The organism is Xanthobacter sp. AM11, from assembly GCF_047444035.1.
In the GTDB taxonomy this organism is placed as follows: domain Bacteria; phylum Pseudomonadota; class Alphaproteobacteria; order Rhizobiales; family Xanthobacteraceae; genus Xanthobacter.
The window spans coordinates 3,666,921-3,693,721 of sequence record NZ_JBLAOA010000001.1; the positions used below are offsets into that span (position 1 = coordinate 3,666,921).

General features: G+C 69.5%; 24 protein-coding genes. 10 read left to right on the forward strand and 14 right to left on the reverse strand.

Annotation, left to right across the window (positions count from 1 at the left end; translation table 11 throughout):
* The first annotated feature begins 4 nt into the window (after positions 1–4).
* From ACI7BZ_RS16795 to ACI7BZ_RS16805, 3 genes are all read left to right on the forward strand, one after another.
* Positions 5–1,132: an acyl-CoA dehydrogenase family protein gene (locus tag ACI7BZ_RS16795; RefSeq protein WP_414118301.1), complete on the forward strand. Its 1,128-nt coding sequence runs from the start codon at positions 5–7 to the stop codon at positions 1,130–1,132.
* 167 nt (positions 1,133–1,299) lie between these two features.
* Complete coding sequence (locus ACI7BZ_RS16800) at positions 1,300–2,454, forward strand: CaiB/BaiF CoA transferase family protein (RefSeq protein ID WP_414118302.1); 1,155 nt, start codon at positions 1,300–1,302, stop codon at positions 2,452–2,454.
* 114 nt (positions 2,455–2,568) lie between these two features.
* A complete protein-coding gene (locus ACI7BZ_RS16805) occupies positions 2,569–2,916 on the forward strand; it encodes an ArsC family reductase (RefSeq protein WP_414118303.1) in 348 nt (115 codons plus the stop codon).
* A 193-nt stretch (positions 2,917–3,109) separates the two neighbouring features.
* Here the strand turns inward: ACI7BZ_RS16805 and ACI7BZ_RS16810 are convergent, their stop codons facing one another.
* The 9 genes from ACI7BZ_RS16810 to ACI7BZ_RS16850 all read right to left on the reverse strand — a co-directional run bounded on the left by ACI7BZ_RS16810 (position 3,110) and on the right by ACI7BZ_RS16850 (position 12,352).
* Positions 3,110–3,583, reverse strand: coding sequence for an SRPBCC family protein (locus tag ACI7BZ_RS16810; RefSeq protein ID WP_414118304.1), 474 nt, complete (start codon positions 3,581–3,583; stop codon positions 3,110–3,112).
* Positions 3,584–3,600: 17 nt separating this feature from the next.
* Positions 3,601–4,302 (reverse strand): ABC transporter ATP-binding protein, encoded by a 702-nt coding sequence (locus ACI7BZ_RS16815; RefSeq protein ID WP_414119192.1) that lies wholly within the window; start codon positions 4,300–4,302, stop codon positions 3,601–3,603.
* Positions 4,295–5,047 (reverse strand): ABC transporter ATP-binding protein, encoded by a 753-nt coding sequence (locus tag ACI7BZ_RS16820; protein ID WP_414118305.1) that lies wholly within the window; start codon positions 5,045–5,047, stop codon positions 4,295–4,297. The genes ACI7BZ_RS16815 and ACI7BZ_RS16820 overlap by 8 nt, the downstream gene beginning before the upstream one ends.
* Positions 5,044–6,054: a branched-chain amino acid ABC transporter permease gene (locus ACI7BZ_RS16825; protein ID WP_414118306.1), complete on the reverse strand. Its 1,011-nt coding sequence runs from the start codon at positions 6,052–6,054 to the stop codon at positions 5,044–5,046. Before ACI7BZ_RS16825 ends, ACI7BZ_RS16820 begins: the two co-directional genes overlap by 4 nt.
* Before the next feature lie 31 nt (positions 6,055–6,085).
* Positions 6,086–6,961 (reverse strand): branched-chain amino acid ABC transporter permease, encoded by an 876-nt coding sequence (locus ACI7BZ_RS16830; protein ID WP_414118307.1) that lies wholly within the window; start codon positions 6,959–6,961, stop codon positions 6,086–6,088.
* Positions 6,962–7,300: 339 nt separating this feature from the next.
* Positions 7,301–8,545 (reverse strand): ABC transporter substrate-binding protein, encoded by a 1,245-nt coding sequence (locus ACI7BZ_RS16835; RefSeq protein ID WP_414118308.1) that lies wholly within the window; start codon positions 8,543–8,545, stop codon positions 7,301–7,303.
* 59 nt (positions 8,546–8,604) lie between these two features.
* Complete coding sequence (locus ACI7BZ_RS16840; protein ID WP_414119193.1) at positions 8,605–10,944, reverse strand: xanthine dehydrogenase family protein molybdopterin-binding subunit; 2,340 nt, start codon at positions 10,942–10,944, stop codon at positions 8,605–8,607.
* Between the two features lie 50 nt (positions 10,945–10,994).
* Entirely contained in the window at positions 10,995–11,495 is a 501-nt protein-coding gene (locus ACI7BZ_RS16845) for a (2Fe-2S)-binding protein (protein WP_414118309.1), read from the reverse strand.
* Complete coding sequence (locus ACI7BZ_RS16850; protein WP_414118310.1) at positions 11,492–12,352, reverse strand: FAD binding domain-containing protein; 861 nt, start codon at positions 12,350–12,352, stop codon at positions 11,492–11,494. The genes ACI7BZ_RS16845 and ACI7BZ_RS16850 overlap by 4 nt, the downstream gene beginning before the upstream one ends.
* A gap of 418 nt (positions 12,353–12,770) precedes the next feature.
* Here ACI7BZ_RS16850 and ACI7BZ_RS16855 point away from each other — a divergent pair, with 418 nt between their 5' ends.
* Positions 12,771–13,406, forward strand: a complete 636-nt coding sequence (locus ACI7BZ_RS16855; protein ID WP_414119194.1) for a TetR/AcrR family transcriptional regulator — start codon at positions 12,771–12,773, stop codon at positions 13,404–13,406.
* 55 nt (positions 13,407–13,461) lie between these two features.
* Here the strand turns inward: ACI7BZ_RS16855 and ACI7BZ_RS16860 are convergent, their stop codons facing one another.
* Positions 13,462–14,343, reverse strand: coding sequence for a LysR family transcriptional regulator (locus ACI7BZ_RS16860; RefSeq protein ID WP_414119195.1), 882 nt, complete (start codon positions 14,341–14,343; stop codon positions 13,462–13,464).
* 113 nt (positions 14,344–14,456) lie between these two features.
* Between ACI7BZ_RS16860 and ACI7BZ_RS16865 the strand changes: the two genes are divergently transcribed.
* The 3 genes from ACI7BZ_RS16865 to ACI7BZ_RS16875 all read left to right on the forward strand — a co-directional run bounded on the left by ACI7BZ_RS16865 (position 14,457) and on the right by ACI7BZ_RS16875 (position 18,611).
* Positions 14,457–15,956 (forward strand): CoA-acylating methylmalonate-semialdehyde dehydrogenase, encoded by a 1,500-nt coding sequence (locus ACI7BZ_RS16865; RefSeq protein ID WP_414118311.1) that lies wholly within the window; start codon positions 14,457–14,459, stop codon positions 15,954–15,956.
* A 370-nt stretch (positions 15,957–16,326) separates the two neighbouring features.
* Positions 16,327–17,397 carry a DUF2778 domain-containing protein gene (locus ACI7BZ_RS16870; RefSeq protein ID WP_414118312.1) on the forward strand — a complete coding sequence of 357 codons (1,071 nt, stop codon included), beginning with the start codon at positions 16,327–16,329 and terminating at the stop codon, positions 17,395–17,397.
* 260 nt (positions 17,398–17,657) lie between these two features.
* On the forward strand, positions 17,658–18,611 hold the full coding sequence (locus tag ACI7BZ_RS16875; protein ID WP_414119196.1) for a Bug family tripartite tricarboxylate transporter substrate binding protein: 954 nt from the start codon (positions 17,658–17,660) through the stop codon (positions 18,609–18,611).
* A 129-nt stretch (positions 18,612–18,740) separates the two neighbouring features.
* Here ACI7BZ_RS16875 and ACI7BZ_RS16880 read toward each other — a convergent pair whose 3' ends face one another.
* Positions 18,741–19,391, reverse strand: a complete 651-nt coding sequence (locus ACI7BZ_RS16880) for a TetR/AcrR family transcriptional regulator (RefSeq protein ID WP_414118313.1) — start codon at positions 19,389–19,391, stop codon at positions 18,741–18,743.
* A gap of 112 nt (positions 19,392–19,503) precedes the next feature.
* Between ACI7BZ_RS16880 and ACI7BZ_RS16885 the strand changes: the two genes are divergently transcribed.
* The 3 genes from ACI7BZ_RS16885 to ACI7BZ_RS16895 are packed head-to-tail and all read left to right on the forward strand — an operon-like array spanning position 19,504 to position 23,127.
* On the forward strand, positions 19,504–20,697 hold the full coding sequence (locus ACI7BZ_RS16885; protein ID WP_414118314.1) for an acyl-CoA dehydrogenase: 1,194 nt from the start codon (positions 19,504–19,506) through the stop codon (positions 20,695–20,697).
* A gap of 56 nt (positions 20,698–20,753) precedes the next feature.
* Entirely contained in the window at positions 20,754–21,929 is a 1,176-nt protein-coding gene (locus ACI7BZ_RS16890; protein ID WP_414118315.1) for a CaiB/BaiF CoA transferase family protein, read from the forward strand.
* Between the two features lie 16 nt (positions 21,930–21,945).
* On the forward strand, positions 21,946–23,127 hold the full coding sequence (locus ACI7BZ_RS16895) for an NAD(P)/FAD-dependent oxidoreductase (protein ID WP_414118316.1): 1,182 nt from the start codon (positions 21,946–21,948) through the stop codon (positions 23,125–23,127).
* Between the two features lie 21 nt (positions 23,128–23,148).
* Here the strand turns inward: ACI7BZ_RS16895 and cimA are convergent, their stop codons facing one another.
* The 3 genes from cimA to cysS are packed head-to-tail and all read right to left on the reverse strand — an operon-like array spanning position 23,149 to position 26,644.
* Positions 23,149–24,762: a citramalate synthase gene (cimA, locus tag ACI7BZ_RS16900; RefSeq protein ID WP_414118317.1), complete on the reverse strand. Its 1,614-nt coding sequence runs from the start codon at positions 24,760–24,762 to the stop codon at positions 23,149–23,151.
* Complete coding sequence (locus ACI7BZ_RS16905; protein ID WP_414118318.1) at positions 24,759–25,259, reverse strand: GNAT family N-acetyltransferase; 501 nt, start codon at positions 25,257–25,259, stop codon at positions 24,759–24,761. The genes cimA and ACI7BZ_RS16905 overlap by 4 nt, the downstream gene beginning before the upstream one ends.
* Entirely contained in the window at positions 25,256–26,644 is a 1,389-nt protein-coding gene (gene cysS / locus ACI7BZ_RS16910; protein WP_414118319.1) for a cysteine--tRNA ligase, read from the reverse strand. Before cysS ends, ACI7BZ_RS16905 begins: the two co-directional genes overlap by 4 nt.
* Between the last annotated feature and the right edge of the window lie 157 nt (positions 26,645–26,801).

Genomic DNA, 26,801 nt, shown 5'->3' on the forward strand with positions numbered 1-26,801 from the left:
CCCCATGATCCTCACCGAAACCCAGACCGAGATCCGCGAGGCGGTGCGCGCCTTCGCCTGCGAGCGCCTCGCCCCCGGCGCCGCCGCCCGCGACCGCGAGCACCGCTTTCCCGGCGCCGAGCTGAAGGAGATGGGCGCCCTCGGCTTCCTCGGCATGCTGGTGCCGGAAGCCTATGGCGGATCGCAGACCGACCTTGTGTCCTATGCCCTGGCGCTGGAGGAGATCGCGGCGGCGGACGGCGCCTGCTCCACCATCCTCAGCGTGCATTCCTCCGTGGGCTGCATGCCGCTGGTGAAGTTCGGCACCGAGGCGCAGAAGGAGCGCTTCCTGCCGAAGCTCGCCTCCGGCGAATGGATCGGCGGCTTCGCCCTCACCGAGCCCCAGGCCGGCTCGGACGCTGCGAACCTGAAGACCCGCGCCCGCCGCGACGGGGACCATTACATCCTGTCCGGCGCCAAGCAGTTCATCACCTCCGGCAAGAACGGGCAGATGGTGGTGGTGTTCGCCGTCACCGATCCCGATGCGGGCAAGAAGGGCCTTTCCGCCTTCATCGTGCCCACCGACACCCCCGGCTATGAGGTGGTGCGGGTGGAGGAGAAGCTGGGCCAGCATTCTTCCGACACCTGCCAGCTCGCCTTCAACGACATGCGCCTTCCCGCCGATCTGCGCCTGGGTGCCGAGGGCGAGGGGCTGAAGATCGCGCTGGCCAACCTGGAAGGCGGGCGCATCGGCATCGCCTCCCAGTGCGTGGGCATGGCACGCGCCGCGTTCGAGGCGGCACGGGCCTATGCCCGCGAGCGCGTGACCTTCGGAAAGCCCATCATGGAGCATCAGGCCATCGCCTTCCGCCTGGCGGACATGGCCACCCGCATCGAAGCCGCGCGGCAGATGGTGCTGCACGCGGCCGCCCTGCGCGAGGCCGGCCTGCCCTGCCTCACGCAAGCCTCCATGGCCAAGCTGTTCGCCTCAGAAATGGCCGAGCAGGTCTGCTCCGCCGCCATCCAGATCCATGGCGGCTACGGCTACCTCGCCGATTTCCCGGTGGAGCGCATCTATCGCGACGTGCGGGTGTGCCAGATCTATGAGGGCACCAGCGACGTGCAGCGCATCGTCATCGCGCGGGGGCTGTGACGACGCGCCCTCTCCCGCTTGCGGGGGAGGGCTGGAAGGGGCCGCCCCTTCCCCGCAGATCAATGCCGGGCGAACCGGACCCGTGCACACCTGCCAAGTCCCCTCCGCCACCCCCTCCCCCGCAAGCAGGAGCGGGGGCGAGCCGGAGGACGAACCGAGGAACCGCCATGTCCGACGCCAACGCTTCCCGCGGCCCCCTCGCCGACATCCGCGTGGTGGATCTGTCCCGCCTCGCCCCCGGCCCCTATTGCACCATGCTGCTGGCCGACCTCGGCGCCGACGTGATCGTGGTGGGCGGCGGGCGGGCCGGCGTCGCGATCCCGGAATTCTCCCGCGGCAAGCGCCACATCGCCCTCGACCTGAAGGCCCCCGCCGGCCGCGCCGCGCTGCATGCGCTGGCGAAGACGGCGGACGTGGTGGTGGAGGGCTTCCGCCCCGGCGTCGCCGACCGCATCGGCGCGGGCTATGGCGAACTCTCCGCCCTCAATCCGCGCCTCGTCTACTGCGCCCTCACCGGCTTCGGGCAGGACGGCCCGCGGGCGAAGGAGGCCGGGCACGACATCACCTATCTCGCCCTTTCGGGCGTGCTCGGCGGCCTCGGCCCCAAGGGGGCGCCGCCGGAAGCGCCGCTCAATCTGGTGGCCGATTTCGCCGGCGGCAGCCTGATTGCCGCCATCGGCATCCTTGCGGCCGTGGTGGAGGCGAAGGCATCGGGCCGGGGGCAGTTCATCGACGCGGCCATGATGGACGGCGCGCTCTCCCTCATGGCCATGCACCTGCCCCTGTGGCGGACCCCCCTGTGGCCGGAGCGCGGCGACGGGCTGCTGGGGGGCGGGGCGCCCTTCTACCGCACCTATGCCTGCGCGGACGGCGGCTTCATGGCCGTGGGGGCGCTGGAGCGCGGCTTCTTCGAAACCCTGTGGCGCACGCTGGAGCTGGGGGCGGCGCCCGACCACATGGACCGCGCCCAATGGCCGGCCATCGAGCGCACCCTGGCCCGCACCTTCGCTTGCGCCCCCCGCGACCACTGGACCGCCCTGTTCGCCGGAACCGACGCCTGCGTCGCCCCGGTGCTGGCGCCGGACGAGACCTGGAGCGACCCCCACGTGGCCGCCCGGCATCCCGGCTGCGGGCCGCAGCGCGTGCCGGCGGTGCCCCGCCTGTCGCGCACGCCGGCGCTGGCGCGGCCCCTCGATCTGTCGGACCGCACCGGCGAGGTGCTGCGCGCCCTCGGCCTTTCCGACGCCGAGGTGAGCGCCGCCGCGGCGCCGGACGAGCCGGAAGGCCGCACCGGCCTCGCCTGGCCGCCGGACCTGCGGTGACCAGGCGCCGCGCGGCGCCGGTGGAGACCATCCGCGGGGGCGTCCACCCCGCGCGGGCAATTTGCTATAGCCTTCCCCCTTTCAATCCGGCTTTGCGGTGAAGGGGATTTGCTGATGGGCGCGACGATCTACGGCATCAAGGCGTGCGACACCATGAAGAAGGCGCGGGCGTGGCTGGACGCCAACGGCGTGGCCTACGTCTTCCACGACTACAAGACCGCGGGCATCGAGCGCGCGCGGCTCGAAGGCTGGGTGCGCAAGGCCGGGTGGGAAAAGCTCCTCAACCGCTCCGGCACCACCTTCCGCAAGCTGCCCGACGCCGACAAGGAGGGCCTGGACGAGGCCCGCGCCATCGCGCTGATGCTGGAGAAGCCCTCCATGATCAAGCGGCCGGTGCTGGAAGCCGGCGACGACCTGCTGGTGGGCTTCAAGCCGGACGACTATGCGCAAAAGCTCGGCTAGAGCACGCGCCGACCAGCTTGCACCGCAAGCTGGTCGGATAACGCGTTCTCTATCCTTAAGTGAGAGGGCGATTCACCGATCAAATGGGTTCCATTTGATCGGATCGCGCTCTAGAGCACGCGCCGACCAGCTTGCACCGCAAGCTGGTCGGATAACGCGTTCTCTATCCTTAAGTGAGAGGGCGAAGGTCGCCTCAGGAGGCCTCCGCCTCCGGCGCCGTCTCCGCGGGCGCGTTCAGCGCCTCGGCGAAGGCGGTGAAGAACTGGTCCGAGAGCTTCTTCGCGGTGGCCTGCACCAGCCGGCCGCCGAGGGCGGCGAGCTTGCCGCCGATCTGGGCGTCGGCCACGTAGGCGAGGAGGGTGTCCGCGCCATCCTCCGCCAGCGACACCTTCGCCTCGCCCTTGGCGAAGCCGGCAATGCCGCCATTGCCCTGCCCGACGATGCGGCAGCCGGCGGGCGCCTCCATGTCCACCAGTTCCACCGTGCCGGCAAAGGTGGCCGAGACCGGCCCCACCTTCACCTGCACCTTGGCGGCATAGGCATTGTCCCCGGTCTGCTCCAGTTCCTTGCAGCCGGGAATGCAGCGGCGGAGCATCTGCGGGTCGAGGATCGCCTGCCACACCGTCTCGCGCGGGGCGTTGATGCGGTATTCGCCTGTGAGTTCCATGGTGTCCTGCCCCGTGATCAGACCGCGCAGTAGCGGTCCTGGATGTCGGTGTCGGCGAGCAGCGCGGCGGCGCTGGATTCATGCACCTTCTCGCCCTGGTCGATGATGATGGCGCGGCCGGCGAGGTTGAGCGCCCATTCCACATTCTGCTCCACCAGCAACAGGGTGGTGCCCTGGTCGCGCAGGCGGCGGAACAGGGCGCCCATCTCCTCCACCAGCACCGGCATGATGCCTTCGGAAGGCTCGTCCAGCAGCACCATCTTCGGCCGGGCGATGATGGCGCGGGCGATGGCCAGCATCTGCTGCTCGCCGCCCGACATGGTGGTGCCCTGCTGGGTCAGCCGCTCCTTCAGGCGCGGGAAGCTGCGGGCGATCTCGTCGATGGCGGCGCGCTCGTCGGTGCGGCCGGCGGCCACCAGGCCGAGCTGCAGATTCTCCCGCACCGTGAGGCCGGAGACGATGCGCCGTTCCTCCGGCACATAGGCAAGGCCCAGGCGGAAGCGGGCGTGGGCGCCCAAAGGCAGGAGGTCGGTTCCGTTGAAGGTCACCCGCCCCTCCGCCCGGGGCATCAGCCCCATGATGGCGCGCAGGGTGGATGTCTTGCCCGCGCCGTTGCGGCCCACCAGGGCGACGATCTCCCCCTCCTCCACCGCGAAGGACAGATCGTGCACCACATGGCTCGGCCCATACCAGGCGTTGAGCCCTGAAACCTCAAGCATAGCCATCGTTCTGCCCCAGATAGACGCGGCGGACCTCGGGGTCGGCCTGGACGGCGGCCGGCGTGCCGTCGGCGATCAGCCGGCCGTGGTGAAGCACGAGGATGCGGTCGGACAGGCCGAGGATCATCTTCATCTTGTGCTCGACCAGGAGGATGGTGCGGTCCGCCGCGAGGCGCTCGATGAGCGCCACCATCTCCTTGGTTTCCTCCGGGCCCATGCCGGCGGTGGGCTCGTCCAGCAGCAGCAGCTCGGGCGCGGCCACCAAAGCGATGGCGATCTCCAGCGCCCGCTGCTCGCCATGGGCGAGGTCGCGCGCCATGCGGCCGCGGCGGTGGTGGAGCCCCACCTGGCCCAGCGCGGCCTCCGCCTTCTCCGCAAGCTCAGGATAGCGCGCGCGGTGGGAGAAGACATCGTAGCGGGTGCGCAGGGCCTGCGCCGCCACCCGGACATTCTCCTCCACCGTGAGGGCGGGGAACAGATTGGTGATCTGGTAGGAGCGCGCGATGCCCAGATGGGCGAAGCGGTGCTGCTTCAGCCCCTTCAGTTCCTGCCCCTTGAAGGTGATGGAGCCGGTGGAGGGGGCGAGCACCCCCGAGAGCACGTTGAAGAAGGTGCTCTTGCCGGCCCCGTTGGGGCCGATCACCGCCGTCACCTTGTTGCGCTCGAACCGGGTGGTGATGTCGGCCAGGGCGACGAAGCCGCCGAACGAGCGGCCCACGTTCTGCACGGTCATGAGGGCGGTCATCGCGCAGTCTCCCCCTCGCGGCGGGCGCGGGCAATGAGGCTGCCCCAGATGCCCTTGGGCAGGAACAGCACGAAGACGATGAAGACGATGCCGACGATGAGCTGCCAGTGGGAGGTCCACAGGGAGGCCACATCCTCGATCAAAAGGAACACCAGCGCCCCCACGAACGGCCCGAAGAAGGAGCCGACGCCGCCCAGCATGGTCATCATCACCACGATGGACGAGGTGTGCACCCCCAGCGCATCCAGCGGCACGATGGACAGGTGCAGGGCCGAGAGCGTGCCGGCGAGGCCGCACAGGGCGCCCGAGAGCACGAACGAAAGCAGCTTGGTGCGCTCCACGTCGAAGCCGCAGGCCCGTGCCCGGGTCTCGTTCTCCCGCACCGCCTCGATGGCCGCGCCGAAGGGCGAGTTCAGCACGCGCGAGACGAACCACAGGGCCAGCGCCGCAAACACCATGAGAAAATAGTATTTCTGCACCGGGTCGAGCAGGTTCACCGAGACGAGCCCGAGAATGTCCGCGCTCGCCACGGTGAAGCCGCGCAGGCCGTTCTCGCCGCCGGTCCAGCCGGATGCCTGCAAGGCAAGGTAATAGACCAGCTGGGACAGGGCCAGCGTCACCATGCAGAAATAGATGCCGCGGGTGCGGATGGAGAGGGCGCCGACGACCGCCGCCAGCAGGCTCGCCCCGCCCACGCCCACCAGCATGGCGGAAAACCAGCCGAGGCCGAAATGGGCGATGGCCATTCCCGTCAGATAGGCCCCGCCGCCGAAGAAGGCGGCATGGCCGAAGGAGAGCAGGCCGGTGTAGCCGAACAGCAGGTTGAAGCCCACGGTGAACAGCCCGTAGATGAGCACGTTCACCGCCAGCGCCTGCGACGGCAGCACCCACGGCAGCACGCACAGCACGCCGATGGACAAGGGCACGCGCCAGCGATCGAGCACGGCGCCGGCAGAAAGCGGCCGGCGGTGCACCACCCGCCCGGCGGCGAGTTCGGAAGGGGTCATGGTCTCGTCTCCGCTCACGCGCCAAATCCGCTCATGCGCCCACGCCCGGCCGGCCGAACAGCCCCTGCGGGCGCACCAGCAGGATGAAGGCCATGAGGGCGAACATGACGATGGTTGCCATCTCGGGGGCGAACAAAGCCGTCATGCTCACCGCCACCCCCACGAGGAGCCCGGCCACCACCGCCCCCAGCAGCGAGCCCATGCCGCCGATGACGGTGACGACGAAGGCTTCCGCCAGAACCAGGGTGCCCATTTCCGGGCTCACATTGCGCATGGGGGCCGCCAGCACGCCGCCCAGTGCGGTCAGCCCCACGCCGAGGCCGAACACCAGCAGCCACAGCCGGCCCACATCCACGCCCAGCACCTTCATGATGAGGGGATCGCGCGCCCCGGCCCGCACGATGAGGCCGAAGCGCGTCTTCTCCAGCGCCAGCCACAGCAGCACCAGCACCGCCGCCACCACGCCCATCACGAACAGCCGGTAGAGGGGGAAATAGCCCACCCCCAGGTCCACCACGCCCTGCAACTCCTCCGGCGCGGAAAACGGGATGCCGTCGGTGCCGAAGGTGATGCGCACGCTCTCCACCAGCACGTAGCCGAGGCCGAAGGTGAGCAGCAGCGGATCATCCGGCGTGCGGCCGTAGAGCGGGCGGATGAGGAAGCGCTCTATGACCATGCCGAGCACGCCGATGGCGATGGGGGCGACGAGGAGCGCCCACCAGAAGCTGCCGGTCTGCGCGGCGATCCACAGGCCGGCATAGGCGCCTACCATGAACAGGGCGCCATGGGCGAAATTCACGATGCCCAGCATGCCGAACACGATGGTGAGGCCGAGGGCGACCATCACCAGGATCGACCCCAGCGCCAGGCCGGAGAACAGCTGCATGAGAATGAGTTCGAGGTCCATGGGCGGTCTTTCGGGGCAATCGTTCGGGGCAATCGGGCGAAGGCGTCATCCCCGCCTGCGGGGAGGGGTGAATGTCGGGCGGGACCGGCGTTCCCGCCTGCACACTGATCTCCCTCTCCCGCTTGCGGGGGAGAGGGCAGGCCCCTCCATTCAGCACGGTCGGCTGAGGCGGAAGCACCGCTTTCCCCCTCCCTGCCCTCCCCCGCAAGCGGGAGAGGGTCTGCGCCGGTCTCGCCCCGCAAGCGGGAGAGAGGGGCTGCGCCGGTCTCGCCCCGCAAGCGGGAGAGGGTCTGCGCCGGTCTCGCCCCGCAAGCGGGAGAGGGGCTCCTGTCCGTGGCCTCAGGTCGGGAAGCCCAGCTCACCGCAGGAGCGCAGCATCTGCTCCGAGCCGGGCACGTTCTGGATGATCTCGAACAGGTCCTGATCGCTCTTCATCTCGGCCTTGGGCTTGGACTTGAGCACCAGCACCGACTGCACCGATTGGTGGTCGCAGGTGCGGAAATATTGCGGCCCCTTGGCCACATCGTATTTCAGCCCTTCCAGGGCGGTGATCACCTTGTCCGTGTCGGTGCCGCCGGCCTTCTCCATGGCGAGAAGCAGGGCCGAAACCCCGGTGAAGCCATAGGCGCCGTAATCCGTGGGCAGGCTGCCGTAAGCGGCCTTGTAGGCCGCATTGAAGGTCTTGGCGGAGGGAACGCCGTTCTCCAACTCCCAATAATAGTTCGCCCCGCCGATCACCCCCTCGAACACCTCCGGCGCCACGGCGATGCGCTGGTTGTGCAGCAGCACCGGAACCACGATCTGCATCTGCTTCTTCATGCCGAAATCGTTGGCCTGCTTGATGGAATTGGCCTGGTCGCGACCGAAGTTGCAGATGGCGAGGATGTCCGGCTTCATGGCGCGGATGCGGGGCATCAGGGTGGAATAGTCCGCTGCGCCGAACGGGTGCAGGATCTCGCCCACGATCTCGGCGCCCAGCTCGCCAGCGGCACGCTTGAAGCCGCGCATCATCTCGTGGCCATAGGCATAGTCGGCGCCGAGGAGGGCCACCCTGGAGCCCTTCCTGAAGGTGGCCCGCGCCACCGCGGCGGTGGTCATGTGCGGGTTCAGCGCCTCGTGGAAGGTATAGCGGGAGAAGTCCTTCACCTCGTTGATGGTGTCCGACTGGCTGATGGACACGTAGATGACGCCGCGGGCGCGCGTCACCTCGTTCACCGCCAGCTGCACGGCGCTGGAGAGGGCGCCCACCACCGCATGCACCTTGTCCTTCTCGATCAGCTCCAGGGTGCGGGTGGCCGCCTCGCCGGCATTGAGCTTGTCGTCGCGGACCAGCAGCTCCACCTTGCGGCCGGCGATGCCGCCCTTGTCGTTGGCGAGCTTCACCGCCAGCTCGGCGCTCTTCACCTGGTCCTTCGCCTCGGCGCCGAAGGGGCCGGTGAGCGGGGTGGGAAAGCCGATGCGGATGGTCTCGCTTTGGGCCCGCACGATGGCGGGCGCGGCCATGAGGCCGACGCCGGCTCCGAGCCCGGCAAGCACGGCACGGCGCGATACGCTGGAGAAGGGACGCTCGTTCTGTCCGGTCATTCAATCCTCCCGAATGGTCTTGTTCGTTGGTCGTCGTCTGGCGTCGGCGTTCGGTGGCGTCAGAAGGTGCCCAGCGCTTTCAGGATGCGCGCCGGGGTCATGGGGATCTGGGTGAGAAGGGCGCCCAGGGGAGCCAGCGCGTCGTTCACCGCATTGAGGGCGGCGGCGGAGGACGCCGCGGTTCCGGCCTCGCCGCAGCCCTTGGCGCCAAGCTCGGTGTCGCGGGTGGGGGTCTCCACATGGTCGATCACCATGTCCGGCATCTCGCACGCCATGGGCACGAGATAATCGGCCAGCGAGCCATTGGTGAGCTGGCCGGTGTCGCTGTAGCGGCACTCCTCGAAGAAGGCTGCGCCCAGCCCCTGCACCACGCCGCCGCGCACCTGCTCTTCCACCAGCAGCGGATTGATGATGCGGCCGCAATCCTCCACCACGAAGTGCTTGAGGATTTTGACAAGACCGGTCTCCGCATCCACCTCCACATGGCAGCCGTGCACGCCGTTGGTGAAGGCGAAGGGATAGCCCGAAGGCGCATAATGATGGGCGACGGTGAGCTGCGCCTCGGTGCCGGGCGGCAGGGTGTCGGAGCGGAAATAGGCGATGCGTGCCACCTCCGACAGCGGCAGGCGCACCGCGCTGCTCGCCTGCTCCACCACCTGCCCGTCCACCAGGTCGAGATCGCCGGCCCGGGCCTGGAGGATGGCGCCGGCCAGCGCCAGCACATTGGCCTTCAGCTTCTTCGCCGCCTGCAGCGCCGTTTCCCCGCCGATGCCGGCGCCGCGGCAGGCCCAGGTGGCGCCGCCGTGGGGGGTGACTTCCGTATCGCCGGTGATGACCTTCACGATGTCGCGGGACACGCCGAGATAATCGGCCACCACCTGACCGATGATGGCCTCCGTGCCCTGCCCCTGCTCGGTGACGGAGATGAGGCAGCGCACCTCGCCGGAGGGGGTGACGGTGAGCACCGCCCCATCCTGCGCCGAGATGCGCGCGCCGCCGATGCCGTAGAAGGCCGGCGTGGGATTGGTGATCTCCACGAAGGTCGCAAGGCCGATGCCGCGCCAGATGCCGCGCCGGCGCAGTTCCTCCTGCTCGGCGCGCAGGCGCTCGTAGTCCATCAGGGCCTTCAGCCGGGCGAGGCAGGCCTCATGGGAGAGCTTCTCGAACCAGTAGCCGGTGGGAGACTGGCAGGGATAGGCGTCGTCCGGGATGAGGTTGCGGGCGCGGATGGCGAGCGGGTCGAGCCCCACGCGGGCGGCCGCCCGGTCCATCAGATGCTCGGTGACGGCGCAGGCGATGGGGTGGCCCACGGCGCGATACTGGCTGGTCTGCGTCTTGTTCTGGAACACCACCTTCAGGCCCGCGCGATAGCCCTGAAGGCGATAGGGCGCGCCGACGAGGCGGATGACCTGGTTGCCTTCCACCGCGCTGGTGCGCGGATAGGTGGAGAAGGCGCCGATGGCGGTCTCGTCCTCCACCTGCATGGCGAGGATGCGGCCATCCGCATCCACCGCGGCCTTCGCCTTCACCCGGTGGTCGCGGGCGTGGATGTCGGAGACGAAGGCCTCCAGCCGGTCGGCGACGAATTTCACCGGCCGCCCGGCGAGCATGGACAGGCCGATGACGGCCATGTCCTCATGGTAGACGTGCAGCTTCACGCCGAAGGAGCCGCCCACGTCCGGCGCCGCCACCCGCACCCGGGATTCGGGGATGCCGTAGTGGCGGGCATAGAGGTCCTGGAACTGGAACGGGGTCTGGGTGCCGTGGTGGACGGTGAGGCGGTGCTCGCTGGCGTCATAATCGGCAATGAGGGCGCGCGGCTCCAGCGTCACGCCGGTGTGGCGGCCGAAGACCATCTCCGCCTCCACCACATGGGCCGCGCCGGCGAACAATGCGTCCACCGCGCCGCTCTCCAGCGCGCTGCGGAAGCAGATGTTGTCGGCGAAGCCCTCCACCAGGCGGGGGGCGTCGGGGGCCAGCGCCGTGTCGAGGTCGGCGAGGACGGGCAGCTCCTCATACTCCACCTCCACCAGCTCGGCCGCATCCTCGGCGGCGGCGCGGCTTTCGGCGACGATGGCCACCACCGCCTGCCCGCACCAGGTGACGCGCTCCAGCGGCAGGGGCAGCTGCGGCGCGGACTTCATGCCCTTGAAATGGTCGAGGGTGCCCACCCAGGGCGTGCAGAGCTGCGCAAGGTCCGCCCCGGTCGCCACCAGCGCCACGCCGGGCGCGGCGCGAGCCGCCGCCACATCCACCCGGACAATGCGGGCATGGGCGAAGGGCGAGCGCACGAAGGCCGCGTGCAGCATGCGCGGCAGCTTCATGTCGGTCACATAATTGCCCCGCCCGGCCGCAAGGCGCTTGGCATTGGGGCGCGGCAGGGGCCGGCCCACATGCACGCCGGGCTGAAGATGGGGCGCGGCCCGCTCGGGGGGATCAAAGGGGGCGTTCACCGCGCATCCTCCCCGTTGGCGGCGCGCGCGGCGGCCTCGATGGCGTCCACGATGGCCTCGTAGCCGGTGCAGCGGCAGTAATTGCCGGAGATGGCATCGCGGATCTCCGCGCGGCCGGGCACGCCGCCCCGCTCCAGCAGGGCGTAAGCGTTCACCAGCATTCCCGGCGTGCAGAAGCCGCATTGCAGGGCGTTGCGGGCATGGAACGCCTGCTGGAGCCCGGCCAGCGCGCCGCGCGCCACGAGGCCTTCCAGCGTTTCCACCGCCTGCCCTTCCACCTGCACGGCGAAGACGAGGCAGGAATGCACCGGCACGCCGTCCAGCAGCACCAGGCAGGCGCCGCAGGCGCCCATCTCGCAGCCCAGGTGGGTGGCGGTCAGCTCCAGTTCGGTGCGCAGGAAATCGGCCAGCGTGGTGCGCGGCGCCACCATGCGGGCGACCGGCGCGCCATTGACCGTGAGCGAGACCGGCACCAGGCCGGTGGCCATCATGTTCATCGCGCGATCTCCAGCTGGCGCAGCAGGCGGCCCAAAAGCACGCGGGCGAGGTGGCGGCGCATGGCGGCGGGCACCTCCTCGTCGTCGAGGGGGTCGATGTCGGTGTCGAGGGCGCGCTGGGCGGCGGCGATGGCTTCGGCGTCGGGCGCACGGCCGGCGAGCGCCTGTTCCGCGCCGCGGGCGCGCACCGGAGTGGGCCCCACGGAAAACAAGGCGATGCGGATGGCCCGGATGATGCCGCCGTCGCATTCGGCCAGGATGCCGCCGCCCACCATGGCATAGTCGCCGCGGCGGCGGGCCAGTTCGTCGAACGCCCAGCAATGGCGCGGCCCCACCGCCGGAACATGCAGGGCAACCAGGATTTCGCCCGGCTCAATGGCGGTCTGGTAGAGATCCTGAAAGTATTCGCCCGCTGGCACGCGCCGGGTGCCTTCAGGGGCGGAAATCTCCATCTCGGCGTCCATGGCCAGCATCATGGCGGGGAATTCCGAGGCGGGATCGGCCAGCGCCACGCTGCCGCCGAGGGTGCCGCGGTTGCGGATGGCAGGGTGCGCCACGAACGGGGCGGCGGCGGCCAGAAGCGGCGCGTGGGTGCAGATCAACGGGTCGGTGAGGGCTTCGGCATGGCGCGTCAGCGCGCCGATGCGCAGCACCCCGCCGTCCAGCCAAACCCCACGCAGCGCCTCGATTCCCGCAAGGTCGATGAGCACCTGCGGCGCCTGCAGGCGCATGGCCAGAGCCGGCACCAGGCTCTGCCCGCCGGAAATATAGCTGGCGTCCCCCTGCGCCCCGGCATAGGCGGCGTGGGCCTCTCCAAGGGTGCGCGGACGCGCATAGGCGAAAGCACGGGCTTTCAACGGCACTCCTCCCGGTGGCGTGTGGCTTCATTTTTGTGACCACTTGGTCACAAGATGATGCGGACCGGGGCGGGCGTCAACGGGAATTATGCCCTCCACTGGGGAATAACTTGCTGCATTGCCGAATGGCCCTGTATTTCAACGCAGATTAAGCGTTATTGTCATTTATATATAGCTTTTAATCTTGGCCGTCACTTGCCCTCCCGGACAGCCCCTCCCCCTTGGTGGCGGCGGCCGGTTGCGCTATCGCAGGCAGGCGGCCCGCGGGACGCGACGGGGACCCTATCCTCAAGTTAGAGGGCGATTCACCGATCAGATTGAGTCAATTTGATCGGTGAATCGCGCTCCAGGACAGCCGGTGAAGCCTTTGCCCGAAAACACCTCAGACGATCCGGCCCAGCGGCCGCGCCGCCGCCACATGCGCGCCGCCGACCGCGAGCAGGCCATCATCGAAGAGGCGGTACGCTTCTTCGCCGAGCACGGCTTCGAGGGGCAGACGCGCGAGCTGGCCAAGCGCATGGGCATCACCCATTCCGCCATCTACCGCTACATTCCCTCCAAGGAAGCACTCATCGAGCGGGTCTACGAGCATGTCTACCTGAGCCGCTGGAACGACGGCTGGGCCAGTCTCGTCACCGATCGCAGCCGGCCGCTGGAGGCGCGCCTCACCCAATTCTACCTTGAATATGTGGAACGGGTGTTCGACTATCATTGGGTGCGGATCTTCGCCTTCTCCGGGCTGAAGTCCTTCGACATCACCTCCCGCTACCTCGCCATCGTGCGCGAGAAGATCATCCTGCCCGCCTGCGCCGAGCTGCGGGCCGAACTGAAGCTGCCGCCGCCGGCGCAGGTGCCGGTGGGCGAGCGCGAGGCGGAACTGTTCTGGGGCCTGCACGGGCGCATCTTCTACCTCGCCATCCGCCGCTATGTTTACGGCACGCAGACGCCGGACGACCTCACCCCCATCGTGCGCGACGCCGTGCGCGCCTTCCGGGCGGGCGTGGGGCCGGTGCTGGCGGACATCGTGGCGGAGGCGGGTCCACAGGAGCGGTGAACCGCCCTCCAATTCCGGGAGGAAGCCGGCCGCCATCGCCCGGCCGGCGCGCACCTCAGGCGCGGAAGCGGGCGCGGACGGCCTTCACCTCGTCAACGATGAAGCGCTCGGTCTCGGTGATGCGCTTAAGCCCGTGCATGTCGGCATGCACCACCAGCCAGTAGCTGCGCTCGAACCGCACCTGGGGCAGGATGCGCACCAGGTCTTCATGCGCGGCGGCGGCGTAATCATGCAGCACGCCGATGCCCGCCCCCGCCCGCACCGCCTCGAACTGCCCCACCGCGCTGGCGCATTCGAAGCGCCGGCCGGCGCCCTTCGCTACCGCGCCGGCATAATCGAGCCCGGATGAATAAGCGAGGTCGTCCACATAGGTGACCACGGTGCGGTCGGCGAGGTCGGCGGCCGCGCGCACCGGCCCCGTGCGCTCCAGATAGGCCCGGGCGGCATAGACGCCGAGGGTATAGTCCGTGAGCTTGCGGCCGTAGAGCCGCCCTTCCTGGGGCTGGTCCAGCACCACGGCGATATCCGCCTCGCGCCGGGAGAGGGAGAAGGTGCGCGGCAGCGGCACCAGCTGCAGCACGAGCCCGGCGTGGCGCTCCACCAGCCGCGGCAGGCGCGAGGCGAGGAAATAGGTGCCGAACGCGTCCGGCGCGCCGATGCGCACCGTGCCGTCGATGCGCGCGGCCGCCTTCAGCAGCTCCTGGGCGCGCAGCATCTCCGTTTCCATCCGCTCCGCCCCGGGCAGGAGCCGTTCGCCCTCCGCGGTGAGGGTGCAGCCGGTGGGCCGGCGGGCGAACATCTTCGCCCCCAGCGTCGCCTCCAGCGCATTGAGGCGGCGGGTGACCGTGGCGTGATCGAGGCCGAGGCTGCGCGCGGCAGAGAGCATCTGCCCGTCCCGCGCCACGGCGAGGAAGATGCGCACGTGGTCCCAGTTCACCGCACCGGCCATGATGAACGCCTAAATTCGCGGAATGAATGCGCCACCTTACCGGTTGATGTGCGCTGCTGCCAGAGCTTCCCTGCGGCTCCCGGACCTTCAGGAGACGCGAGATGCACACCATCGGCCATTACATCGCCGGCCGGCACATCGGCACGGCGGCGCAGGGCGAGACCACCGCCCCCGTCTTCAACCCCGCCACCGGGGAGGAGACCGGCCGCGTCCTCCTCGCCGATGCCGCCCGCGTGGACGAAGCGGTGTCCGCCGCCGCCGCCGCCCTGCCGGCCTGGGCCGCCACCCCGGCCCCGGCGCGGGCACGGGTGATGTTCCGCTTCAAGGAGCTGCTGGAACGCCACCTGGACGAGCTGGCCGCCCTCATCACCAGCGAGCACGGCAAGACGGTGGATGACGCCAGGGGCGAGATCACCCGCGGCATCGAGGTGGTGGAATTCGCCTGCGGCATCCCCCACGTGCTCAAGGGCGAGTTTTCCGACCAGGTGGGCCGCGGCATCGACACCTTCTCCATGCGCCACCCGGTGGGCGTGTGCGTGGGCATCACCCCGTTCAACTTCCCGGCCATGGTGCCCCTGTGGATGATCCCGGTGGCCCTCGCCACCGGCAACACCTTCGTGCTCAAGCCGTCGGAGAAGGACCCCTCCGCCGCCCTGCGCCTGGCCGACATGCTGGCGCAGGCCGGGTTGCCGGCGGGCGTGTTCAACGTGGTGCAGGGCGCCAAGCCCGCGGTGGATGCGCTGCTGACCCATCCCAGGGTGGCGGCGGTGAGCTTCGTGGGCTCCACCGCGGTGGGCGAATACATCTACCGCACGGCGGCGGCGCACGGAAAGCGGGCGCAGGCCCTGTGCGGCGCCAAGAACCACATGGTGGTGATGCCCGACGCCGACCTGGACAAGGCCGTGGATGCCCTCATGGGCGCGGGCTACGGCTCCGCCGGCGAGCGCTGCATGGCGGTTTCCGTGGCCGTGGCCGTGGGCGGCATCGGCGATGCGCTCATGGAAAAGCTGGCGCCGCGGGTGCAGGCGCTGCGCGTCGGTCCCGGCAATGATCCCGACAGCGAGATGGGCCCCCTCGTCACCCGCGAGCACCTGGCCAAGGTGTCCGGCTATGTGGACCTCGGCGTCAAGGAAGGCGCCAGCCTGGTGGTGGACGGCCGCGGGCTGAAGCTGCAGGGCCATGAGAACGGCTATTTTCTCGGCGGCTGCCTGTTCGACCACGTGACGCCCGAGATGCGCATCTACCAGGAGGAGATCTTTGGCCCCGTTCTCTCCGTGGTGCGCACGGATACGTTCGACGCGGCGCTGAAGCTGGTGAACGACCATGAATACGGCAATGGCGCCGCCATCTTCACCGCGGACGGCGCCACCGCCCGGGCGTTCGACTATGGCGTGCTGGCCGGCATGGTGGGCATCAACGTGCCCATCCCGGTGCCCATCGCCTACCACTCCTTCGGCGGCTGGAAGCGGTCCATCTTCGGCGATCGCAACGTCTACGGCCTGGAAGGCGTCGGCTTCTACACCCGGCTGAAGACCACCACCGCCCGCTGGCCGCAGGGCGTGCGCACCGGCGCGGAATTCGTGATGCCCGTGCTGCGCTGAGCCGCCCGCGCCGCGCCGCAGCCCCGCACGCTGCGGCGCGGCATCGCCTCACCCTGGGTCATGGGTCGCACTCGCCAAGGCGGCCGCAGATTGCTAGTCTGCACGCTCCGGCGGGACTCACGGGGCCGTGATGCGGCCATGTTCTCGCCCTCGTGATCTGGTGTAGGGGGTGGCGTAAAGGGAATCGTTACCGGATTTCGGCAGGTTCGCGGGGCTGGCAGGCCGTGTGTTTCTCGCACGTGCACAGCGTCCATGGCGCCGGCAGGCCGGGCGGGCTCACCGCCGGGTCCGAGGTCGTCGGGCGCAACCAGGTGGCCCTGCGAGGGATGAACGAGGCCGGGTGCGGCCGTCAGGTCGAATAGCGGGGACCATGAGTCACACGAACTGGACACCGCAGGAAGACGAGAACTTCTTCGACCCGCTGGGTCCGGAGGGGCGTCCGCGCGGCACCCTGCGGCACGGAACCCTGATCGGGGTCGGTGCCGGTATCGCCTTCGGCCTCATGGTGACGTTGGGCGCGGTGTGGGCAACCCAGGGCTCCTTCAGCTTCAACGTTCCCGAGCCGGCCACGGTTCCGCAGGCGCAGGTGCTCGCCGCAGTGGGCATGAGCGTCACCGAAATCACCTTCCTGACCCCCTCCGGCGCCCTCGAAATCGAGGAAACCCGGCTCTATGCCACCTCCCTCGGGCTGGACGGGCGGGCCTTCACCGGCGCCGCCGCGCCCGCCGATGCGCCCAGGGCGCCCACCGTGCAGGTGACGCGCAGCGTGCCGCTGCCGGCGGCCAACCCTCTCTTCGCCGGCCGCGCCCCCGGCGACGCCCAGAGCCTCCAGGGCACGGACCCGGGCACCGCCGCCCCCCTGCCCCAGCGCAATCCCCTGGTGCGCGACCAGCGCCTGGCCTACGCCTCGCTGCCCGATCCCGCCGCGCCGCTGGGCGACACTCCCGCCCCCCCGGCCCCGGCGGACACGCCGCTGGGCGAGGACGACGTGGCCCTGCCCACGCCGCAAAGCGACTATGCCGTGTACGACATCAAGGGCCGCAAGCTCTACATGCCCGGCGGCGACCGCTTCGAGGCCCATTCCGGCTATGGTGAGATGATGGACGACGTGCGCCACGTCTCGCGCCGCATGGTGGGCCCCACCCCGCCCAACACCTATTCGCTGACCATGCGCGAATCGCGCTTCCACGGGGTGGAGGCGGTGCGCATGAACCCGGTGGGCACCGGCAAGATGTACGGCCGCGCCGGCATCCTCGTGCACCCCTACATGCTCGGCCCGCGCGGCGATTCAAACGGCTGCGTGTCGGTGAAGGAATATGAGAAGTTCCTTGCCGCCTTCAAGCGCGGCGAAGTCAAGCGCATCGTCGTGGTGGCGGAGTTGAAGAAGCCGCCGGCGGATGCCAACTCCCTGTTCTCCTGGCTCAAGCCCAAGACAGACTGACGACCCGCCGCCCCGCACTGCATCCGCGCGTGCCGGCAGTGTACGACTTAAGTCGTAACCCTCGCAAATTGAAGCCATTGGCTCGGGGCATAGTCCTCTAAACTCAAGAAAAAGAACGCGTTTTCCCATACGCTTGCGATGCGGGCCGATCGGCGCGTGCTCCAGGGGGACTTAAGGTCAGCTCCGCTCCGGTCTATAAGAGGTGCGGAGGAACCCCCATGAAACACTTCGCGTCCGCATTCACGCTCGCCCTCGGCCTCATGTCGGCTGCCGTCTGCGGCCTTGCCGCCGGCCCCGCCGCCGCCCAGCAGACCTTCCCCGACCGGCCGATCCGCCTTGTGGTGCCGTTCGCGGCCGGCGGCTCCACCGACATCGTGGCGCGCATCATCGCCGCCAAGATGAGCGAGATCCTCAAGCAGCAGGTGATCGTGGAGAATCGCGCCGGTGCCGGCGGCAATGCGGGCGCCGCCGCCGTGGCCCGCGCCGCGCCGGACGGCTACACCGTGCTCATGGGCACGGTGGCGACCCATGCCATCAACCCCGCCCTCTACACCAAGATGCCCTATGACCCGGTGAAGGATTTCGCGCCGGTGTCGCTGCTGGTGAACGTGCCCAACGTGATCGTGGTGCACCCGTCCTTGAACGTGAAGAGCGTGGCCGAGCTGATCGCCCTGCTCAAGGCCAACCCGGACAAGTATGACTACGCCTCGTCCGGCATCGGCACGCCCCTGCACCTGTCCGGCGCCCTGTTCGAGAGCATGGCGGGCGTGAAGATGCAGCACGTGCCCTACAAGGGCGCCGGCCCGGCCCTGCTCGACGTGGTGGCCGGCCAGGTGAAGATCATGTTCGACAACCTGCCCTCCTCCATCGGGCAGATCCGCAAGGGCGGCGTCATCGGCCTTGCCGTCACCACCAAGGAGCGCTCGCCGGCCGCCCCGGACATGCCCACCGTGTCCGAATCCGGCCTGCCGGGCTACGAGACCTATTCCTGGAACGCCATCTTCGCCCCGGCGGGCACCCCGCAAGCCTATATCGACATCCTCGCCAAGGCCGGCGCCCAGGCGGTGGCCGACCCGGCGGTGAAGGCCCGCCTTGCGGACCTCTCGGCAGTGGCGGTGGGCTCCACCCCGGCCGAGCTGGCGGCCCATGTGAAGGCGGAGCTCGCCAAGTGGGGACCGGTGGTGAAGGCCTCCGGCGCCTCCGTCACCGAGTGACCTGTTGCGGGTGAAACCCCGCGCGTGCATCGCGGCCCGCCCGGCCGCTGCAGCAGCCGCCCGCCCCGTTCAGCGTGTCACGTTGAGCGGGGCGGGCGTTGTTATTTCCGGTGAACGGGCGCCGGCGCTTCAGCCCCCGGCCCCGGGCAGCATCCCGCGCAGCAGCAAGTCGTAATAGTCCTGCGCCACCTCTTCGGCGCTCTTGCGCCCGCCGGGCTTGAACCAGCGCACCATCCAGCTCAGGAGCGAGAGCACCGCGCGCCCGGTCATGGCCGCATCCATGCCGCGGAAGGCCCCCTCGGCAATGCCCGCCGCCAGGATCTCGCGCAGCAGGCCCTCATGGGCATCGCGCAGGCGCAGGGCATCGTCCTTCAGCTCGGCATTGGCCATGCCGGAAAAGCCCACCAGCATGGTGACGAAGCTGTCGTAATTCTCCGCAAGGAAGCGCGCGTGGGCCACCATGAACTGGCGCAGCCGCTCCGCCGGCGGAGCGGCTGGCTGCACCGCGGCCGCCGCGCTCTCGTAAAGCCCGGTCAGGGTGAAGATGATGATGGCGTCGTAAATCTCCTGCTTCGAGGAGAAGTAATTGTAGATGGCGCCCTTGGAATAGTTCATGCCGCGCGCCAGCTCGTTCAGCGAGCTTTCCTGATAGCCCTTGCGCGCAAACAGCTTCGCGGCGCTGCGCAGGATCTGCGCGCGCGGGTCGTCCATCAGCGGCGGCCGGCCCGGCCGTGGCGGCGCGCCGGCCTTGCGCCCGGCACCGGGCGCGGCTGCGGGCACCGCCTGCGTCTTCAGCTCTTGCGTCAGCGGACCACTCCCTTGACCAATCCATCAGAATTATATACCGACTGGGCGGAATGTAAACAACACCACGCCACCCGGGAGACAGACCATGGCCGCAGCCTCCAAGCCCGTGTTCGACTGGACCGACCCCTTCGACCTCAATGGCCAGCTCACCGAGGACGAACGCCTCGTGCGCGACACGGCGCGGGACTATGCGCAGGAAAAGCTGCTGCCGCGCGTCACCTCGGCCTATCTGGAAGAGCGCTTCGACCGCGAGATCATGAACGAGATGGGCGCGCTCGGCCTGCTCGGCCCCACCATCCCGGCGGAATATGGCGGCGCCGGCCTCGGCTATGTCTCCTACGGCTTGGCGGCCCGCGAGGTGGAGCGGGTGGACAGCGGCTACCGCTCGGCCATGAGCGTGCAGTCGTCCCTCGTCATGCACCCCATCTATGCCTATGGCACCGAGGCGCAGCGGCAGAAGTACCTGCCCAAGCTCGCCACCGGCGAATGGGTCGGCTGCTTCGGCCTCACCGAGCCGGACGCCGGCTCCGACCCCGCCGGCATGCGCACCAAGGCGGAGAAGATCGACGGCGGCTATCGCCTCAACGGCGCCAAGATGTGGATCACCAACTCGCCCATCGCCGACCTCGCGGTGGTGTGGGCGAAGTCGGCGGCGCACGACAACGCCATCCGCGGCTTCGTGGTGGAGCGGGGCATGAAGGGCTTCTCCACGCCCAAGATCGAGGGCAAGCTCTCCCTGCGCGCCTCCATCACCGGCGAGATCGTGCTGGAGGACGTGGAGATCCCGGAAGAAAATCTCCTGCCCAACGCCACGGGCCTTGCCGGCCCGTTCGGCTGCCTCAACCGGGCGCGCTACGGCATCGGCTGGGGCGTCATGGGCGCGGCGGAGGCCTGCTATGCCCAGGCGCGGCAATACACGCTGGACCGCAAGCAGTTCGGCAAGCCGCTGGCGGCCACCCAGCTGGTGCAGAAGAAGCTGGCGGACATGGCCACCGACATCGCCTTCGGCCTGCAGGCCTGCCTGCGCGTCGGCCGGCTGTTCGAGGAAGGCCGCCTGCCGCCGGAAACCATCTCCTTCATCAAGCGCAACAATTGCGGCAAGGCGCTGGACATCGCCCGCACCGCCCGCGACATGCACGGCGGCAACGGCATTTCCGCCGAGTTCCACGTCATCCGCCACGCCGCCAACCTGGAAACGGTGAACACCTACGAGGGCACGCACGACATCCATGCGCTGATCCTCGGCCGGGCCATCACCGGCATCCAGGCGTTCTTCTGAGCCCTGCCCCCTCTCCCGGTGCGGGAGAGGGGCCCTTCCGTTGCGAGAGCAAAGCCATGTCCCCTCCCCTCGCCGGCCTTCGCGTCCTTGAGCTTGCCCGCATCCTCGCCGGGCCGTGGTGCGGGCAGTTGCTCGCCGACCTCGGGGCGGAGGTGATCAAGGTGGAGCGGCCGGGCGGCGGCGACGATACCCGCACCTGGGGCCCACCCTTCCTGAAGGGCGCGGACGGGGCGGACCTCGGCGCCGCCTATTTCCATGCCACCAACCGCGGCAAGCGCTCGGTGGCGGTGGATTTCGAGACGGCGGAGGGGCAGGAGACCATCCGCGCGCTGGCGCGGGAGAGCGACGTCCTCATCGAGAATTTCAAGGTCGGCGGCCTGAAGAAATACGGGCTCGACTACGAGAGCCTGAGGCAAGAGAACCCCCGCCTCGTCTATTGCTCGGTCACCGGCTTCGGCCAGGACGGCCCCTATGCCCCGCGCGCCGGCTACGACTTTCTCGTGCAGGGCATGGGCGGCATCATGGACCTCACCGGCACACCGGATGGCGAGCCGCAGAAGGTGGGCGTCGCCTTCGCCGACATCTTCACCGGCCTTTATGCCACCGTGGGCATCCTCGCCGCCCTGCGCCGGCGGGACGAAACCGGCACCGGCGGGCATGTGGACATGGCGCTTTTGGACACCCAGGTGGGCGTGCTCGCCAACCAGGCCATGAACTACCTGGCCTCCGGCAAGGCGCCGAAGCGCATGGGCAATGCCCACCCCAACATCGTGCCCTATCAGGTGTTCCCCTGCGCCGACGGCTATTTCATCGCCGCCATCGGCAACGACAGCCAGTTCGCCCGCTTCTGCGCCGTGCTCGGCGCGCCGGAGCTGGCGGACGACCCGCGCCATGCCACCAATCCCGAGCGCGTCGCCAGCCGGGCCGATCTGGTGCCGCGCCTTGCCGCCCTCACCGCCACCTTCCGGCGCGACGAGCTGCTGGCCGCACTGGAGGCGAAGGGCGTGCCCGCCGGCCCCATCAATACCGTGCCGCAGGTGTTCGACGACGCCCAGGTGATCGCCCGCGGCCTGAAGGTGGACCTGCCCGAGGCGGGCGGCGGCACCGTGCCGGCGGTGGCAAGCCCCATCGTGCTCGACGGCGAGCGGCAGGTGGCGAAGGCCGCCAGCCCGCGCCTCGGCGCGGACACCGAGGCGGTGCTGGCGCGCATCGCCGCCATCATCAGGGCCTGAGCGGGGAGAGAGCGCCATGGCCGGCGAGGCGTTCGACGTGGTGGTGATCGGCGGGGCGGCTACCGGCTCGTCCGTCGCCTTCCACCTGGCCGCCGATCCCGCCTTCGCCGGCCGCGTGCTGGTGCTGGAGAAGGACCCCTCCTACCAGCGCTGCGCCTCGGCCCTCTCGGCCGCCTCCATCCGCCAGCAATATTCCACCGCCATCAACGTCCAGATCTCGCTTTTCGGCATCGCCTTCCTGCGCAGCATCGGCGCACGCCTGGCGGTGGATGGAGAGCGGCCGGATATCGGCCTCACCGAGGGCGGCTATCTCTTCCTCGCCGGCCCGCAGGGGCGCGCGGCCCTGGAGGCCGGGCACGCGGTGCAACAGGCGCAGGGGGCCCATGTGGCCCTGCTGGAACCCCCGGCCCTGTCCGCCCGCTTCCCATGGCTCAACACGCAGGGCCTGTCCGCCGGCTGCCTCGGCCTGTCCGGAGAAGGCTGGTTCGACGGCTACGGGCTGATGCAGGCCTTCCGCCGCAAGGCGCGCGCCCTCGGCGTGACCTACCGGGCGGCGCATGCGCGCGCGGTGACGGTGACCGGCGGGCGCGTGACCGGCGTGGTGCTGGAGGATGGCGAGACCATCGCCTGCGGCGCGGTGGTGAATGCGGCGGGCGCGGGCGGGCGGGCCATCGCCGCCTCGGCCGGCATCTGCCTTCCGGTGCACATGAAGAAGCGGATGATCTTCACCTTCACCGCCGAAGACCCGGTGCCCGGCTGCCCGCTGCTCATCGACCCCACCGGCACCTATGTGCGGCCGGAGGGCCGGGGCTTCCTGTGCGGCGCCGCCCCCGCGCCGGAGCACGACCCGGACAGCGACGATTTCGAGGTGGACCACACCTTGTTCGAGGATGTGGTGTGGCCGGCGCTGGCGGCGCGCATTCCCGTCTTCGAGCGCATCCGGCCGGGGCGCGCCTGGGCCGGGCATTACGACATGAACGCCTTCGACCAGAACGCCTTCATCGGCCCGGTGGAGGGGGTGGCCGGCTTCTACCTCGCCAACGGCTTTTCCGGCCACGGGCTGCAGCAGTCGCCGGCGGTGGGGCGCGGCATCGCCGAATGCATCGTCCATGGCCGCTATGTGAGCCTGGACCTCTCCCCCCTCGCCTTCTCCCGCCTCGCCGCCGACAAGCCGCTGCGCGAGCTGAAGGTGGTGTGAGGCGCCGGGCGGACGCTGCCGTCAGGCCGTCGCGCCTTCCTTCAGCAGCTTCCAGGTGATGGAATCGATCAGCGCCTCGAACGAGGCGTCGATGATGTTGGGCGACACCCCCACCGTGGTCCAGCGGTCCCCCGTCTCGTCGGCGCTCTCGATCAGCACCCGGGTGACTGCCTCGGTGCCGCCGTTGAGCACGCGCACGCGGTAGTCGGTGAGGTGCAGGCCGGCGATGACCGGCTGATACTTGCCGAGATCCTTGCGCAGCGCCACGTCCAGCGCATTCACCGGGCCGTTGCCTTCGGCGGCGGAGATGAGCACGTCGTCGCCCACCTTCACCTTCACGATGGCCTCCGCCACCGTGGTCAATTCGCCCTTGGCGTTGAAGCGGCGCTCCACGTTCACGCTGAAGCGCTCCACGTCGAAGAAGTCGGGCACCGAGCCCAGCATGCGCCGCGCCAGCAAGGCGAAGGAGGCGTCCGCCGCCTCATAGGCATAGCCCAGGGCCTCGCGGGCCTTCACCTCGTCCAGCAGGCGGGCGATGCGCGGGTCGGCCTTTTCCACCTTAACGCCCAGGCGCTCCAGCTCCGCCAGCACGTTGGACTTGCCCGCCTGGTCCGACACCAGGAGCTTGCGCCGGTTGCCCACGGCCTCCGGGGCCACATGCTCGTAGGTGGCGGGGTCCTTGAGGATGGCGGACGCGTGGATGCCGGCCTTGGTGGCGAAGGCGCTTTCGCCCACATAGGGCGCGTGGCGGTTCGGCGCGCGGTTCAGCATCTCGTCGAGGGTGCGCGAGACATGGGCGATGGCGGCCAGCCCCTCGGGCGTGACGCCGATGTGGAAGCGCTCGGAAAACTCCCGCTTCAGCAGCAGGGTGGGGATGAGGGAGCACAGATTGGCATTGCCGCAGCGCTCGCCCAGGCCGTTGAGCGTGCCCTGGATCTGCCGCGCGCCGGCCCGCACGGCGGCCAGCGAATTGGCCACCGCCTGCTCGGTGTCGTTGTGGGCGTGGATGCCCACATGGTCGCCTGGCACCTGCTTCACCACCTCGGCCACGATGGCCTCCACCTCGTGCGGCAGGGTGCCGCCATTGGTGTCGCACAGCACCACCCAGCGGGCGCCGGCCTCATAGGCGGCGCGGGCGCAGGCGAGGGCGAAGTCGCGGTCTTCCTTGTAGCCGTCGAAGAAGTGCTCGCAATCCACCAGCGCCTCGCGCCCGGCACCGACCGCGGCGGCGACGCTCTCGCGGATGGAGGCGAGGTTTTCCTCCTTCGTGGTCTCCAGCGCCACCCGCACCTGATAGGCGGAGGACTTGGCCACGAAGCAGATGGCGTCCGCCCTGGCATCCAGCAGCGCGGCGATGCCGGGGTCGTTGGAGGCGGAGCGGCCCGGGCGCTTGGTCATGCCGAAGGCGGTGATGCGCGCCTTCGCCGGATGCTCCTGCGCGAACAGCTGCGTATCGGTGGGATTGGCGCCGGGATAGCCGGCCTCCACATAATCCACGCCCAGTCCGTCCAGCAGGGAGAGCACCCGCAGCTTGTCGGCGACGGTGAAGTCCACCCCGTTGGTCTGCGCGCCGTCGCGCAGGGTGGTATCGAAGAGGTAGAGGCGCTCGCGCCCCGCGGCCGCTTGCGTGCTCATTGCCTTGTCCCCTCCGCCAGCTTCTTTTCCATGGCCGTGTTGCCCAGCCAGGTGTCGCCCCGTGTCACCATGTTGCGGCGCTGGGGCACGTAGCCGCGCTTCTGGAAGAAGCCGAGGGCGGTGTCGCTGGCATCGACGGTGAGGGCCTTGGTGCCCCGGCTGCGGGCGAGGGCCTCCAGCGCATCGCACAGGGCGCGGGCGACGCCGGTGCCGGCCGCGTCCGGGTGCACATAGAGGAATTCGATGTGCCGGTTGTCCTCCAGCGCAGCGAAGCCCACCGGCGCGCCGCCCTGCACCGCCACCAGGGTGAGCAGGGCCTGGAGGCGGGCGCCGAAGGCGTCCTCGTCGTCGGCCGCCATGGCCCAGGCGTCCTGCTGCTCCTCGTCATAATCCTCGCCGGTCAGGCCGGCGATGGCGGCGCGGAACAGGGCCGCCAGCACCGGAGCGTCGGCCGGCAGGAAGGGGCGCAGGGACAGGCGCGCAGCGGAGCCGGTCATCGCGCCACCTCCCAGCTGGTGGTGCCGTCCTTGTTGTCCATGAGCACGATGCCCTTGGCCGCCAGCTCCTCGCGGATCTGGTCGGCGCGCTTGAAGTCCCTCGCCTTGCGGGCGGCGAGGCGCTCGGCGATGAGGCCGGCGATCGCCCCCTCGTCGAGGCTGATGGCCGCTTTCTGCCGCGCCAGCCACCCGCTTTCGGTATCGTTGAGCAGCCCCAGCAGATTGGCCGCGCCCTTGAAGCGGCGGCGCAGGGCCGAGGAGGCCTCCTCATGCTCGGCCACCTCGGCCAGATGGTGCAGGTGGGTGATGGCCGAGGGGGTGTTCAAATCGTCCGCGAGGCGGTCGGCGATCTCGGTCTCGAACGGGTTGGCGTCCCCGGTCTCCGCCTCCACGTCGGCGATCACGCGGTACCATTTGTCGAGGGTCTTGGCGGCGAAGCCGAGGCCCTGGCGGGTCCAGTTGATGGGCTGGCGATAATGGGTGGAGAGCATGGCGAGGCGCAGCACCTCGCCGGGCCACTCCTCCAGCAGTTCGCGGATGGTGACGAAATTGCCCAGCGACTTGGACATCTTCTCGCCTTCCAGCATCAGGAAGCCGTTGTGCATCCACATCTGCGCCATCACCCCCGTATGGAAGGCGCAGCGCGACTGGGCGATCTCGTTCTCATGGTGGGGGAACACCAGGTCGATGCCGCCGCCGTGGATGTCGAAGGTCTCGCCCAGGTGCTTCCACGACATGGCGGAGCACTCGATGTGCCAGCCCGGCCGGCCCGGGGTGACGATCCCGCAGGGGGAGGGCCAGCCCGGCACGCCGGCATCGCTGGGCTTCCACAGCACGAAATCCATGGCGTCGCGCTTGTAGGGGGCGACATCCACCCGGGCCCCGGCGATCATCTCGTCCAGCGGCCGGCGGGAGAGGCGGCCGTAATCGGGCATGGACGGCACGTGGAACAGCACGTGCTCGTTGGCCACATAAGCATGGCCGGAGGCCACCAGCCGCTCGATGAGGGTGCGCATCTCGCCGACATGCTCGGTGGCGCGCGGCTCGACGGTGGGCGGCAGGCAGCCCAGCGCGGCGGTGTCCTCGCGGAACCAGCGGTAGGTCTCCTCCGTCAGGTCGCGGATGGAGATGGAGCGCTCGGCGGCGCGGGCGTTGATCTTGTCGTCCACGTCGGTGATGTTGCGCACGTAGCGCACATGGTCCGCGCCATAGAGCCGGCGCAGCAGCCGGAACAGCACGTCGAACACGATCACCGGGCGGGCATTGCCGATATGGGCGTGGTCATAGACCGTGGGCCCGCACACATACATGCGCACGTCGGCGGGATCGAGCGGACGCAGGGCGTCCTTCGATCGGGTCAGGGTGTTGTAGAGCCTGAGCTCCATGGATCGCTTCCCCCTCACGGCGCGCGGGCGCGCGCCAAAGCCGGTCCACCGGCCGGGGCGTCCAGATCCTTAAAATCCTTAAGGGTGCAGCAAGGGACGGCCGCGGCCAGCTTTTCGGGCTAACCGCAGATAATCGCCGAAATGGCGCAGGTGATGC

Coding starts and splice junctions, on each gene's coding strand:
- ACI7BZ_RS16800 (WP_414118302.1), top strand. CDS start 1,300: ATGTCCGACGCCAACGCTTCCCGCGGCCCCCTCGCCGACATCCGCGTG.
- ACI7BZ_RS16855 (WP_414119194.1), top strand. CDS start 12,771: ATGCGCGCCGCCGACCGCGAGCAGGCCATCATCGAAGAGGCGGTACGC.
- ACI7BZ_RS16815 (WP_414119192.1), bottom strand. CDS start 4,302: ATGCTTGAGGTTTCAGGGCTCAACGCCTGGTATGGGCCGAGCCATGTG.
- ACI7BZ_RS16870 (WP_414118312.1), top strand. CDS start 16,327: ATGAGTCACACGAACTGGACACCGCAGGAAGACGAGAACTTCTTCGAC.
- ACI7BZ_RS16830 (WP_414118307.1), bottom strand. CDS start 6,961: ATGGACCTCGAACTCATTCTCATGCAGCTGTTCTCCGGCCTGGCGCTG.
- ACI7BZ_RS16845 (WP_414118309.1), bottom strand. CDS start 11,495: ATGAACATGATGGCCACCGGCCTGGTGCCGGTCTCGCTCACGGTCAAT.
- ACI7BZ_RS16820 (WP_414118305.1), bottom strand. CDS start 5,047: ATGACCGCCCTCATGACCGTGCAGAACGTGGGCCGCTCGTTCGGCGGC.
- ACI7BZ_RS16865 (WP_414118311.1), top strand. CDS start 14,457: ATGCACACCATCGGCCATTACATCGCCGGCCGGCACATCGGCACGGCG.
- ACI7BZ_RS16805 (WP_414118303.1), top strand. CDS start 2,569: ATGGGCGCGACGATCTACGGCATCAAGGCGTGCGACACCATGAAGAAG.
- ACI7BZ_RS16890 (WP_414118315.1), top strand. CDS start 20,754: ATGTCCCCTCCCCTCGCCGGCCTTCGCGTCCTTGAGCTTGCCCGCATC.
- ACI7BZ_RS16795 (WP_414118301.1), top strand. CDS start 5: ATGATCCTCACCGAAACCCAGACCGAGATCCGCGAGGCGGTGCGCGCC.
- ACI7BZ_RS16885 (WP_414118314.1), top strand. CDS start 19,504: ATGGCCGCAGCCTCCAAGCCCGTGTTCGACTGGACCGACCCCTTCGAC.
- ACI7BZ_RS16905 (WP_414118318.1), bottom strand. CDS start 25,259: ATGACCGGCTCCGCTGCGCGCCTGTCCCTGCGCCCCTTCCTGCCGGCC.
- ACI7BZ_RS16810 (WP_414118304.1), bottom strand. CDS start 3,583: ATGGAACTCACAGGCGAATACCGCATCAACGCCCCGCGCGAGACGGTG.
- cimA (WP_414118317.1), bottom strand. CDS start 24,762: ATGAGCACGCAAGCGGCCGCGGGGCGCGAGCGCCTCTACCTCTTCGAT.
- ACI7BZ_RS16895 (WP_414118316.1), top strand. CDS start 21,946: ATGGCCGGCGAGGCGTTCGACGTGGTGGTGATCGGCGGGGCGGCTACC.
- ACI7BZ_RS16875 (WP_414119196.1), top strand. CDS start 17,658: ATGTCGGCTGCCGTCTGCGGCCTTGCCGCCGGCCCCGCCGCCGCCCAG.
- ACI7BZ_RS16835 (WP_414118308.1), bottom strand. CDS start 8,545: ATGACCGGACAGAACGAGCGTCCCTTCTCCAGCGTATCGCGCCGTGCC.
- ACI7BZ_RS16825 (WP_414118306.1), bottom strand. CDS start 6,054: ATGACCCCTTCCGAACTCGCCGCCGGGCGGGTGGTGCACCGCCGGCCG.
- cysS (WP_414118319.1), bottom strand. CDS start 26,644: ATGGAGCTCAGGCTCTACAACACCCTGACCCGATCGAAGGACGCCCTG.